At 65.4% G+C, this 12,147-nt stretch carries 12 protein-coding genes; all 12 read left to right on the top strand.

Translation table 11 applies throughout. The features are described from left to right. Window positions 1-25: 25 nt before the first annotated feature. The 12 genes from DVB37_RS24590 to DVB37_RS24535 all read left to right on the top strand — a co-directional run bounded on the left by DVB37_RS24590 (window position 26) and on the right by DVB37_RS24535 (window position 12,118). Window positions 26-994: an ABC transporter ATP-binding protein gene (locus DVB37_RS24590; RefSeq protein WP_052946134.1), complete on the top strand. Its 969-nt coding sequence runs from the start codon at window positions 26-28 to the stop codon at window positions 992-994. Continuing rightward, window positions 991-1,704: an ABC transporter permease gene (locus DVB37_RS24585; protein WP_046807575.1), complete on the top strand. Its 714-nt coding sequence runs from the start codon at window positions 991-993 to the stop codon at window positions 1,702-1,704. Before DVB37_RS24590 ends, DVB37_RS24585 begins: the two co-directional genes overlap by 4 nt. Further along, window positions 1,701-3,086 carry a Gldg family protein gene (locus DVB37_RS24580; RefSeq protein ID WP_240433991.1) on the top strand — a complete coding sequence of 462 codons (1,386 nt, stop codon included), beginning with the start codon at window positions 1,701-1,703 and terminating at the stop codon, window positions 3,084-3,086. The genes DVB37_RS24585 and DVB37_RS24580 overlap by 4 nt, the downstream gene beginning before the upstream one ends. Continuing rightward, the gene (locus tag DVB37_RS24575) at window positions 3,083-3,697 is read left to right on the top strand and encodes an electron transporter SenC (protein WP_120157026.1); all 615 of its coding nucleotides are present in this window, start codon (window positions 3,083-3,085) and stop codon (window positions 3,695-3,697) included. Before DVB37_RS24580 ends, DVB37_RS24575 begins: the two co-directional genes overlap by 4 nt. 266 nt (window positions 3,698-3,963) lie before the next feature. Beyond that, window positions 3,964-4,869 carry a branched-chain amino acid ABC transporter permease gene (locus DVB37_RS24570; protein WP_120157025.1) on the top strand — a complete coding sequence of 302 codons (906 nt, stop codon included), beginning with the start codon at window positions 3,964-3,966 and terminating at the stop codon, window positions 4,867-4,869. Beyond that, window positions 4,869-5,885: a branched-chain amino acid ABC transporter permease gene (locus tag DVB37_RS24565; RefSeq protein WP_104141864.1), complete on the top strand. Its 1,017-nt coding sequence runs from the start codon at window positions 4,869-4,871 to the stop codon at window positions 5,883-5,885. The genes DVB37_RS24570 and DVB37_RS24565 overlap by 1 nt, the downstream gene beginning before the upstream one ends. 2 nt (window positions 5,886-5,887) lie before the next feature. Further along, window positions 5,888-6,628 carry an ABC transporter ATP-binding protein gene (locus DVB37_RS24560; RefSeq protein ID WP_046807570.1) on the top strand — a complete coding sequence of 247 codons (741 nt, stop codon included), beginning with the start codon at window positions 5,888-5,890 and terminating at the stop codon, window positions 6,626-6,628. A gap of 3 nt (window positions 6,629-6,631) precedes the next feature. Further along, window positions 6,632-7,288: an ABC transporter ATP-binding protein gene (locus DVB37_RS24555; RefSeq protein WP_120157024.1), complete on the top strand. Its 657-nt coding sequence runs from the start codon at window positions 6,632-6,634 to the stop codon at window positions 7,286-7,288. Window positions 7,289-7,305: 17 nt separating this feature from the next. Continuing rightward, on the top strand, window positions 7,306-8,742 hold the full coding sequence (locus tag DVB37_RS24550; RefSeq protein ID WP_120157023.1) for an aldehyde dehydrogenase family protein: 1,437 nt from the start codon (window positions 7,306-7,308) through the stop codon (window positions 8,740-8,742). Window positions 8,743-8,767: 25 nt separating this feature from the next. Beyond that, the gene (locus tag DVB37_RS24545) at window positions 8,768-9,520 is read left to right on the top strand and encodes a glucose 1-dehydrogenase (protein WP_046807567.1); all 753 of its coding nucleotides are present in this window, start codon (window positions 8,768-8,770) and stop codon (window positions 9,518-9,520) included. 132 nt (window positions 9,521-9,652) lie between these two features. Continuing rightward, complete coding sequence (locus tag DVB37_RS24540; RefSeq protein WP_046807566.1) at window positions 9,653-10,777, top strand: zinc-dependent alcohol dehydrogenase family protein; 1,125 nt, start codon at window positions 9,653-9,655, stop codon at window positions 10,775-10,777. A 36-nt stretch (window positions 10,778-10,813) separates the two neighbouring features. Continuing rightward, a complete protein-coding gene (locus DVB37_RS24535) occupies window positions 10,814-12,118 on the top strand; it encodes an ABC transporter substrate-binding protein (protein ID WP_046807565.1) in 1,305 nt (434 codons plus the stop codon). Window positions 12,119-12,147 lie beyond the last annotated feature (29 nt).

Below are 12,147 nucleotides of genomic sequence, written 5' to 3'. Positions count from 1 at the left end.
ACGCAAGTCTGACCGAAGGCGCCCCATGCAGCCGGCCGTTGCTTTGCACCAGGTCTGCAAGTCGTTCGGACCCCGTCAGGTCCTGCATTCCCTGAGCCTGTCCGTGGCGCCCGGGGAAATCGTGGGCCTGCTGGGGCCGAACGGCAGTGGCAAGACCACCACCCTGCGCCTGATGGCCGGGTTCTACACGCCCGACAGCGGCCGCGTCACCGTGTGCGGCCGACAGCCCGCGCCGGGCCGGGGCAACGCCGACATCGGTTACCTGCCCGAACGCGCGCCGCTGTATGACGCGCTGACGGTCATGCAATACCTGCAATTTGGCGCGGGGGTGAAGGTGGCGGGCGGGGCGGGCGCGCGTCGTCTTGCCATCGAACGCGCCATCGACGGCTTCGACCTGCAAGCCGTGGCCCGCAGCGCCATCGGCCGTTTGTCCAAGGGCCAGCGCCAGCGCGTCGGCCTGGCGCAAGCGGTGCTGAACGATCCGCCCGTGCTGTTGCTGGACGAAGCCACCAATGGCCTGGACCCGGTCCAGATCGTCGAGGCCCGCGCCATGATCCGCCGCTGCGCACAGGGCCGGGCGGTGGTGTTCAGCAGCCACCTGATGCAAGAGGTGGAAGCCTTGTGCACGCGCATCGTCATCTTGCAGCAGGGGCGGCTGGTGGAAGACGCGGTGCTGGGGCAGGCGCAGGCCGCGCTGCAATTACAGCTGGCCTTGCCGACGGCCGGCCACGCCGCCTTGCGCGCCGCGCTGTCGGCCTGCGACGGGATACGCGGCGTGGACGCTACCGTACAAGACGCCGCGCTGAGCAAGTGGCGCATCAGCTGGGACACGGCCGGCGCGGGCGATCCTTCAGGCGCGATGTGCGACCGCGTGCTGCGCATCGTGTTGGCGCACGCCCAGGTGCGCGCGGTGCTGTCGCTGCATGACGCCGTGGAAGCGCGCCTGCTTGCCGCGCTGGCGCCTAACGACCCGGTGATGCGGAGGCGGGCATGAAAGGCTTTTTGGCGTTGTACCGAAAAGAGCTGCGCACCGATTTCGGCTCGCCCGTGGCGCTGGTGGTGGTGGCCGTGTTCTGGGCCTTGTCCGGCTACCTGTTCAGCTTCAACCTGTTCTTTGTCAGCACGGGGCAGATGGTTACCGCGTTTCACAACATGACCATCCTGCTGATCCTGGTGATGCCCCTGGTCAGCATGCGCGCCTTTGCCGAAGAAGCGCGTCAGGGCACGCTGGAGATGCTGCTGACCTTGCCGCTGTCCGACGCGACGCTGGTGGCGGCCAAGTACGCGGCCGGGTTGACGGTCTTGGCCTTGATGCTGGCGGGCACGACCGCCGCCGTGCTGCCGCTGGCGTGGTACGGGCAGCCGGACTACGGGCCGATCGTGGGCGGTTACGTCGGCGTGTTCCTGTACGGCGCGCTGTTCCTGGCCATCGGCATTGCCGTGTCCAGCGCCTGCACCAACCAGATCGTGGCGGCCAGCGCCACGTGGGGCATCCTGGTGCTGCTCTGGTTCATTGATTACCCGGCCGCGCTGGACGCCTTTCCCGCGTTGTCGCCGTTCTTTCAGGCGCTGTCTTTGTCGGCGCAACACGTGGACTTTATTCGGGGCGTGTTGCCCGGTCCGGCCACGGTCACGCTGGCCAGCGTGGCGGTGCTGGCCTTGATGGTGGCCGCCGTCAACCTCAAGCGCTGGAGGCTGCGATGAACGCAAACCCTCGCATGCTGCGCACGGGCCGGCGCCTGTTGCTGTGGCTGCCGGTGCTGGCCGTTGCCGCCTTGCTGGTGGCGCTGAACCTGTGGGCCTCGCGCCATCTGGGCCGCTTGGACCTGACGGCGCAGCGCCTGTACAGCCTGTCGCCCGAAAGCGTTGAAGTAGCCCGCCAGATCAAGCAAGCCGTGGACGTGACGTGGTTCTACGACTTGCGCAACAAAAGCATGGTGGACGCGCTGGAGCTGCTGCGCCAGTACGAACATACCAACCCACTGATCCGTGTGCGCGGCGTGGACCCGGCACTGCGTCCGGCCGAGGCGCGCGAAGCGGGCATCCAGTTCGCCGGCAGCGCGGTGCTGGCCGCCGACACGCGCAAGATGACGATCAACGGCGGCACCGAAACCGACTTCACCAACGCGCTGATCCGCATCAGCCAGCGTGGCGCGCAAACGGTGTGCTTTACGCAGGGGCATCGCGAAGCCATGCTGGACAGCCTGACGTCGCTGGACGATCTGGAAGACCACGGCGACGATGAAAACCTGGTGGCGCGCGTCGAGGTGCACGAGCAGCACGGCATGGCGATGGCGCGCAATGCCTTGCAGACCTTGGGCTTTGCCACGCGCGGTATCAACGCGGGCAGCCTGGCGCAAGCCTTGCCGGCCTGCGCCGTGGTGGTGGCGGCGGGGCCGCGCGCGCCGTTCGGTAGCGACGACGCAGAGGCGCTGCGCCGCTGGACGGCCGACGGCGGCAAGACCCTGTTGCTGCTGGAACCGGACACGCGCCACGGGCTGGATGCGTTGCTGGCCGACTTCGGTATCGCGCGGCCGATGGGCGCGCTGGTCGACCCCGGCAGCCATTACCGCAACGACCCCGGCAGCCCAGCCGTCAGCGACTACACGCGGCACAAGATGACGCGCGGCCTGCCGTTAAGTTTCTTTCCCGGCGCGGCAGGCCTGGAACCCGCCGGAGAGGCGCTGCCGCAAGGCGTGACGGTCACGCCGCTGGCGCAGACGTCGGCACAGGCGCAGTTGCCGGGGCAGCCGGCGGGGCGCTACACCTTGATGGCGCTGGCCACGCGCAACGCGCAGGCCGCCAGCGCGGACGGGTCGGCGCGGCCCACGCTGCTGGTCGCGGGCGATAGCGATTTCGCCACCAACCGCCATTTCGCCACGCTGGGCAACGGCGCGCTCTTTACCAGCGCCGTCACGCTGCTGGCCGGTGAAGACGCCTTGTTGACGATACGCCCGCGCCATTACGAGAACCGCCGCGTTGAACTGACCAATCGCCAGATGCGCACCGTGTTCTGGACCAGTACCGTGGCCCTGCCATTGCTGGCCTTGATGACGGGCCTGCTGCTGTGGTGGAGGCGGCGATGAACGCGGGGCGTGCCTGGCTGATGTTGCTGGCGGCGGGCGTTGCGCTGTCCGCCTGGCAATGGCACGAGGCCATGGAATCGCCCGCCACCCACAGTGGCCACACGCACCTGCATGACGATACCGGCAAGCCGGCGCGGCTGTACGCGTGGAACGCCGCGCAGGCGGCGCGTATCACGCTGTCCACGCCAGCATCCACGACGACGTACACACGCGCCGCTCAGGGTTGGGCCACGATGCCGGGCAGTGCAACCTCCACCACACCCCCCGCCTTCGACGCAGACGACTTCCTGTCGCTGTTTTCGCAAGCCCGCAGTGACCGCGTGCTGGCCCCGCACCCCGGCGAATCGTATGGCCTGAATCCGCCCGCGCTACGCATCGCCATCGATGACGATAAAGGCGCCACGCTGGCCCGGATGGACGTCGGCGCGCTCACGCCGGATGGACTAGGCCGTTATGTGCAATTGCCCGATGAACCGCACCTGCGCATCATCCCCGATTACCAGACGCGCGCGCCGATGGCCGCGACGATTCAGGTAAACCCGCATGCGCCCGGCACGGCGACCACGGCCTCTCTATCGCTTGTGAAACCCGGCTTGCGCAAAGATAAATAGCCGCTCAAAAGGGGCGTCCCTATACTTCGCTGCACATCGGACTAGTACGAAAAGTGGCGCTTGCCAGTGATCGCGCCGGTCCATAAAAGTGCCTTCCGTTCCGCTTCGATTCGCGTTCGAAGTCAAGGCGGCAAGGTTGATAACGAGACAAGGGCGCGCCACGCGCACGCCCGGGCCATGTGCCCACGCCGCCTTGCCGGCGATGCCCGTTGCCCCGGCAACGCATCGCGGACGGGGCAGGTGTTTAGCGTATTGGGAGAAGACGCTTGACCTTGGATCTACTGCCTCTCGCCTTGGTGGATGGCGTGGCGTACGCCAGTCTGCTGTTCCTGGTGTCGATGGGGTTAACCCTGGTGTTTGGCGTGATGGGCATCTTGAACGTTGCCCATGGCGCCTTCTACGCCTTCGGCGGTTATGCCGCGGCCAGTCTCGTCATGTTTCTGGCGCCCAAAACCGATTCCCCATTCCTGCTGTTCGCCGCGTTGTTCGTGGCCGCCATCGCCATCGGCCTGGCGTTGGGCAGCATCATGGAATTCGTGCTGATCCGCCGCGCGCAGAACTACGACCCCATCCTGAAACTGCTGATCACCTTTGGCGGCTTCCTGATGCTGGAAGACATCCAGCGCCTGCTGTGGGGCGCGCAGCCCTACAGCGCCAGCGAAGTCGTGAACCGTCTGGGCAATATCGAAATCGGCGACATCACCTACACCACCTACCAGCTGGTGGTGGTGCCCGTGACCGCCGTGCTGGCCTACGTGTGCCTGGAGTATTTCCTGCGCCACACCAAGCTGGGCAAGCAGACGGTGGCCACGACGCACAACCGTGAAGTGGCCACGTCGTTGGGCATCAACGCCAAGAAGATCGGCTACGTCACCTTCGTGATCGCCACCATCCTGGGCGCGTTGGGCGGCGCGCTGGCCGCGCCCACCACGTCGCTGGTGCCGGGCGCGGGTACCGACATGACGGTGCTGTCGTTTGCGGTGGTTGCAACGGCGGGGCTGGGCCAGATCACCGGCGCGCTGATCGCGGCGCTGCTGATTGGCGTCATGCGTTCCATTGCCGTCTACGCCGCGCCCGAACTGGAAGTGGCGGTGCCGTACATCATCATGGTGTTGGTGCTGATCATCCGGCCGCATGGCTTGTTCACCGTCGCCCAAGCCCGGAGGATCTGATGAAAGTCGTCGTACTCAGCCTCGTGGCCGCGATGGCCACGCTAGCTCTTGGCTATAGCCTTTCCTGGACAATCACCCCCATCGTCATCGGCCTGACCTACGCCATCGCGGCGCTGGGCGTGTCGGTGATGGCGCGGGCCGGCCAGATCTCGTTTGGCCATGCCATGTATTCCTGCATCTCGGCCTACACGGTCGCGTTCCTGGCGCGCGCCATGCCGGGCACCGACGCGCTGCTGCTGATTATGGCGGGCGTCGTTGCCAGCTTCCTGGCGGCCATCGTGATCGGCCTGTTCGTGGTGCGCTATCGCGGCATCTTCTTCGGGATGCTGAACCTGGCGTTGAGCATGGTGCTGTTCGCGTTGCTGGGCAAGCTATACACGCTGACCGGCGGCTCGGACGGGATGCGCATCGTGCGCCCGACAATGGCCGGCGTGCTGATGGAACGCGAGTCCTTCGAACGCGCGTTGCTGGTGCTGACGCTGGTGTTGTCACTGGTGCTGGCCTGGTGGGTGCAGCGCTACTTCCGTTCGGGCAGTGGGCAGGCGTTGTCCGCCATCAAGACCAACGAAACGCGCATTGAATACCTGGGGTTTTCCGCGTACTTCATCATGTGGAAGGGCTACCTGCTGTCGGCTGTCGTCGTCGGCTTCTCGGGCGCGATCCTGGCCTTGATGCAGGGCCTGGTCACTCCCGAAATCGGCTCGTGGCTGCGCTCGGGCGAATTCGTCTTCATCACCATTCTGGGCGGCGCGGGCCATGCGGCCGGTGCGTTCCTGGGCGCCGTCGGTTTTGAAACGGTGAAGCTGGTGTCGGCCGCTTACTTCCCCGGCCTGTGGCAGTTCTTGCTGGGCCTGACGCTGATCCTGGTGATCTTCATGTTCCCCACCGGCTTTGTCGGCCAGGTCATGAAGCGCATCGCCACGCGAAAGCGCGATGAGGCCCGGGCCCGCGCCCGCGCCAACGCCACCTTGCAGGCGCGCGTTTCCGCCAACACGCACGCGCCGGTCAGGAACTGATGATGAAACCGCTTATTCAAACCACAGATCTTTACCTGGCCTTCGGCGGCGTGATCGCGGCCGACAACATCAACTTCGAATTGCATGAAGGCGAACGCCTGGCCGTCATCGGCCAGAACGGCGCGGGCAAGACCACCTTCATCAACATCTGCACGGGCTACCTGGCGCCGTCCAAGGGCCGCGTGATTTTCGATGGGCGCGACGTCACCGCCATGGCGCCGCGCAAGATCGTGCGCCTGGGGCTGGGCCGTTCGTTTCAGTTGCCGCAGCTGTTCACCGAACACACGGTGCGCCAATGCGTGCAGATCGCCGCCGCGCGCCGCAACAAGGAACTGAGCTGGTTCCGTTCGCTGGAAAGCACCATCGACGAAAAAGAAGTGGACGCCACGCTGGACCTGGTGGGCCTGTTGCCGGAAGCCGACGAGGCCTCCATCGAGCTGCCCGAGGGCAAACGCAAGCTGCTGGATGTGGCCATGGCGCTGGCGCTGCGGCCCAAGCTGCTCATCATGGACGAGCCCACCAGCGGGGTGGCGTCCGAAGACAAATTCGCCTTGATGGAAACCGTGATGCACGCCCTGGACGAGCGCCGCGTGACGAGCTGGTTTGTCGAGCACGACGTGGACATCGTGTCGCGCTACGCCACGCGCGTGGCCGCCTGGATCGCGGGCAAGGTGGCCGCCGACGGCACGCCGGACGAAGTCTTGAATAACCCGCAGATCAAAAGCGAAGTGCTGGGGGCCTGAACCATGCTGAACCTATCGGCCATTAACGTAGACCTAGCAGGCAACCGCATCCTGCGCGACGTCAACGCCAGTTTTGAATCATCCAAAACCATCGGGATTGTGGGGCGCAACGGCGCGGGCAAGACCACCTTGCTGCGCACCATCATGGGCCTGACCAAGATCAAGTCCGGCAAGATCGCGTTCGACGGGACCGACCTGACGGCCATGCCCGGCCACAAGCGCGCGGCCTTGAAAGTGGGCTACGCGCCTGAAGACCGCGTGATCTTTCCGACCATGACCGTGGCTGAAAACCTGAACCTGCCGTGCGAAGTGCAAGGCCAGTCCAAGACCGAAATCGCCGCCCGCATCCAGACCGTGCTGAAGGTGGTGCCGCAGCTGGAACCCATGCTGGGTCGGTCTGGATCGGCGCTGTCGGGCGGGCAGGGAAAGATGGTGGCGCTGGCGCGCGCCATCATGGTCGGCACGCGGCTGTTGATGTTGGACGAACCCTTTCAGGGCCTGGCCCCCAAGCTTGCGCGCGACTACACCGAAGCGTTGGGGCGCCTGAAGGAATTGCAGCCCGACCTATGCGTCGTCATCACGGAATCCAACGTGAAGCTGCTGGGCGACATCCCTGACCAGATCTGGACGATCGAGCGCGGCTCGATCACCTTGAATTGAACTTCCGGAGACATTGCATGACGCAGATGATTATCAACGGCCGCCAGGTCGATGCCCATGACGGGCGCACCATAGACGTGGTGTCGCCGGTGGACGGCGACGTATTCACCACCATTCCGCGCGGTCAGCAGGCCGACGTGGATGCAGCTGTTGGCGCCGCCCGCGCCGCGCTGGAAGGCGATTGGGGCCGCATGACGGCGCTGGAACGCGGCCGCCTGCTGCTGCGCCTGGGTGAATCCGTGCTGGCGCATCACGAAGAGCTGGCGCGGCTGGAATCGCGCGACACCGGCAAGCCCATGTCCACCGCGCGCGGCGACATCACGGTGCTGGCGCGCTACTTCGAGTTCTACGGCGGCGCGGCCGACAAGGTGCACGGCCAGACCATTCCTTTTCAGAAGGACTATTCCGTCCAGCTGATCCGCGAGCCGCTGGGCGTGACCGCCCACATCATTCCGTGGAATTACCCGGCGCAGATGTTCGGCCGCAGCGTTGCCCCGGCGCTGGCCATGGGCAACGCCAGCGTCGTCAAGCCGGCCGAAGACGCCTGCCTGTCCATCATCCGCGTGGCCGAACTGGCTTTGGAAGTGGGTTTTCCCCCGGGTGCGCTGAACATCGTGACGGGCCTGGGCGAAGAGGCGGGCGCCAGCCTGTCGCGTCACGCCGACATCAACTTCATCACCTTCACCGGCTCGAACGAAGTGGGCGTGCTGATCCAGCAGGCCGCCGCCGTCAACGCGGTCAAGTGCGTGCTGGAACTGGGCGGCAAGTCGGCCCACATTGTGTTCGACGACGCCAACTACAAACTGGCCATTCCCGCCATCGTCAAAGGCATCGTCCACAACACCGGGCAGACCTGCACGGCGGGCAGCCGCCTGCTGGTGCAGCGCGGCGTGTATGCCGATTTCATGAAGGCGCTGGCCGCCGAGTTTTCCAAGGTGCGCGCCGGCACGCCCGACATGGACCTGACCTGCGGCCCGGTCGTCAACAAGGCGCAGTTCGACCGCGTCAACCGCTACATCGCCAAGGGCCTGGCCGATGGGCTGACCGTGGCGGCCGAAGGCGCCATTGCCGACGGCGTGCCTTCTGGCGGCTACTTCGTGAAGCCGACACTGTTTTCCGCGCCCTCGCACGACAGCACCTTGCTGACCGAAGAAATCTTCGGGCCGGTGCTGGTGGCGCTGCCCTTTGACACCGAAGCCGACGCCATCCGGCTGGCCAACGCCACCGACTACGGCCTGCTGGGCGCGGTCTGGACCGAGAACGGCGGACGCCAGCAGCGCGTGGCGCGCGGCATCAAGTGCGGTCAGGTCTACATCAACGGCTTTGGCGCGGGCGGCGGCGTGGAACTGCCGTTTGGCGGCGTCAAGAAAAGCGGCCACGGGCGCGAGAAGGGCTTCATCGCGCTGGAAGAAATGAGCACGACCAAAACGCTGATCCAGTTCTACGGCGAATGATCGCCACGCATATCGGAGTCAAGTCATGAGTCAGTTGCAGGGTAAGGTCGCCATCGTCACGGGCGGTGGCAGCGGTTTCGGCGAAGGCATCGTCAAGCTGTATGCGAAAGAGGGCGCCAAAGTCGTCATCGCCGACATCAACAAGGAAGCCGCCGACCGCGTGGCCGCCGAAGTGGGCGCCGCCGCGCTGGCGGTCAAGGCCGACGTGTCCAGCCGCGCCGACATCGACAACGTCGTGCGCGTCTGCCAAGAAAAATTCGGTTCCGTCGACATCGTGGTCAACAACGCCGCCATCACCCACAAGAACCAGCCCATGCTGGACGTGGACGAGGCCATGTTCGACCGCATGTTCGAGATCAACGTGAAGTCCATCTACCACATGGCGCAGGCCGTGGTGCCCGTGATGCGCAAGCAAAAGCGCGGCGTGATCCTGAACGTCGGGTCCACCGCCGGCATCCGCCCGCGCCCCGGCCTCAGTTGGTACAACGCGTCCAAGGGCGCCGTCAACGTGCTGTCCAAATCGATGGCCGTGGAGCTGGGCCCCGACGGCATCCGCGTCAACGCCATCTGCCCGGTGATGGGCATCACCGGCATGTTCGAACTGTTCATGGGTCTGCCCGACACGCCCGAGAACCGCGCCAAGTTCGTGTCCACCATTCCGCTTGGCCGCTTCTGCCAGCCGTCGGACGTGGCGGCGGCGGCCTTGTTCCTGGCCAGCGACGCGGCGGAATTCATCACCGGCGTGGAGTTCCCGGTGGACGGCGGACGCACGGTGTAAAGCTGTGATCGGGGCGGTGCCTGCCGGCCGGTTGCCGGTCGGCATTGCTACTGGTCCGTATTGCTTTCGGTCCGCATCGCTTCTAGCCCGCATCGCTTCTAGCCCGTATTGCTTCTACTTGGATGTCAGCGCATGAAAATCAAAGCGGCGTTGTTGCGTAACGTAGGGGTGCCCGGCCCTTATGCCCAGACCCGGCCCCTGACCATCACCGAGGTCGACCTGGACCCGCCCGGCACGGGCGAGGTGCTGGTGCGCATCAAGGCGGCCGGGCTGTGCCATTCCGACCTGTCGGTCATCAACGGCGACCGCCCGCGCGGCGTGCCGATCGTGTTGGGGCACGAGTCGTCCGGCGAAGTGGTCGAAACCGGCCCCGGCGTCACCGACCTGAAACCCGGCGACCACGTGGCCATGGTGTTCGTGCCCAGCTGCGGCTGCTGCAATCCCTGCATGGAAGGCCGCCCCGCACTGTGCGAACCCGGCGCGGCCGCCAACACGCAAGGCACCTTGCTGGGTGGCGACCGCCGCCTGCACATCGGCGACGAATACCTGAACCACCACACCGGCGTGTCCTGCTTCGCGCAATACGCCGTGGTGTCGCGCCGGTCCTGCGTGAAGGTCAACGTTGAACTCAGCCATCGCGAAGCCGCGCTGTTCGGCTGCGCCGTGTTGACGGGCGCGGGCGCGGTGCTGAACCGCGCACGCATCAAGGCAGGCGACACCGCCGCCATCGTCGGGCTGGGCGGCGTGGGCCTGTCAGCCTTGCTGGCGGCGGTTGCGGCAGGTGCGCGCCGCGTGGTCGCCATTGACCTTAGCGACGAAAAACTGGCGCTGGCCAAGGAGCTGGGCGCCACCCACGTCGTCAACCCCAAGCAGGTCAAGACGGACGATGACTTGTTCGATCTGGCCGGCGGCCGCGTGGATTACGGCTTTGACATGGCGGGCGCCGTGCCCGCCTTTGAAACCGCCTACAAGCTGACCCGGCGCGGCGGCGCGACCGTTACCTCGGGCCTGCCCAACCCCAAGTTCAGCTTCCCGCTATCGCTCTCGCAGATGGTCGGCGAAGAGCGCGACATACGGGGCAGCTACCTGGGTTCCGGCGTACCCGCCATCGACATCGGCCGCTATATAGACCTGTACAAGGCGGGCCGCCTGCCGGTGGACAGGATGATGGGCAAATCATTTTCGCTGGACCAGATCAACGAGGGGTTCGATCACCTCGCCACCGGCGGCAGCCTGCGCGACGCCATCGTTTTCTAAGGGCATAGACCCGACTACAACACTGGAGAGACAACCATGAAAACCTCAAGACTGGCCGCGCTGTTAGGCGCCACCCTGCTGTCCGGCTTCGCGGCGCTGGCCGGCGCCGCCGACAAGCCCAAAGAACTGAACATCGGCATCTCGACCTTTCTGTCGGGCTCGGCATCGGTGTTCGGCGTGCCGGCGCGCGACGCCGCTGAAATCCTGATTCAGGACATCAACGCGGCAGGCGGCATCGACGGCGTCAAGCTTGTGCCCAGCTACATCGACGAAGGCGGCGGCGGCGAAAAACTGTTGTCCGAATACCGCCGCCTGGCCGAAGGCGGCACGCGCGTGATGCTGTCGGCTATTTCAAGCGGCCACTGCAACATCGTGGCCCCCGTAGCCGAAGACCTGAAGGTGCTGAACGTGCTGTGGGACTGCGGCACGGAAAAGGCGCTGGAAGGCAAGAAGTACAAGTACGTGGTGCGCACGCAAGCCAACGCCACCACCGAGATGGTCGCGCAGGTGCTGTACCTGATGAAGGTCAAGCCCGACTTCAAGACGATCGCCATCGTCAACCAGGACTACGCCTGGGGCCGCGATTCGCGCGACATTTTCCTGGCCGCGCTGAAGAAGTTCAAGCCCGACGTAAAGGTCGTGGCCGAGATGTTCCCCAAGTTCGGCGCCGCCGACTTCTCCACGGAAATCAGCCGCCTGCAAGCACTGCGACCCGACGTCATCGTGTCCACGTCATGGGGCGGCGACCTGGACAACTTCGTGCGCCAGGCCTCGCAGCGCAACCTGTTCAAGAACTCTACCTTCGTGCTGTCGCTGGCAGAAAGCTCGCTGGAACGCCTGGGCAACGCCTTGCCCGAAGGCGTCTACGTCGGCGCACGCGGCGATCACTACTTCCTGCACCCGGAAACCAAGGACGACCCGCAGCACCAGGCTTTCGTGAAGAAATTCCACGACAAGACCGGCGCGTACCCGATCTACTCGGTCTACCACATGGTGCAAGCCATCCAGGGCCTGAAAGCAGGCTACGAGAAAGCCATCAAGGACAACAACGGCGCCTGGCCCACCCCGGAACAAGTGGCCGCCGCCATGCACGACGTGTCCTTCAAGGGCTACGGCCGCGAAGTCAAAATGCACCGTGCTGACGGCCAGGGCCTGGAAGCGCAATTGTTCGGCGTGACCAAGAAGAGCGACAAGTATCCGTTCAAGGTGCTGGCCGACATTACGATCGTGCCGGCGGAACTGGTGACGCCGGGGGTGGAAGACACGTCGATGGGCTGGATTGAAAAGAACCTGACCCCGGATGTCTTGAAAAGCGACCAGATCAAGGTGTATTCGAACTGAGCAAGCTGTGTTGTGTGTGCAGGGACTCC

The organism is Achromobacter sp. B7, assembly GCF_003600685.1.
Lineage (GTDB): Bacteria > Pseudomonadota > Gammaproteobacteria > Burkholderiales > Burkholderiaceae_B > Achromobacter > Achromobacter spanius_B.
The sequence above is the reverse complement of the archived record's forward strand: the minus strand, read 5'-3'. Positions and strand labels throughout refer to the sequence as shown.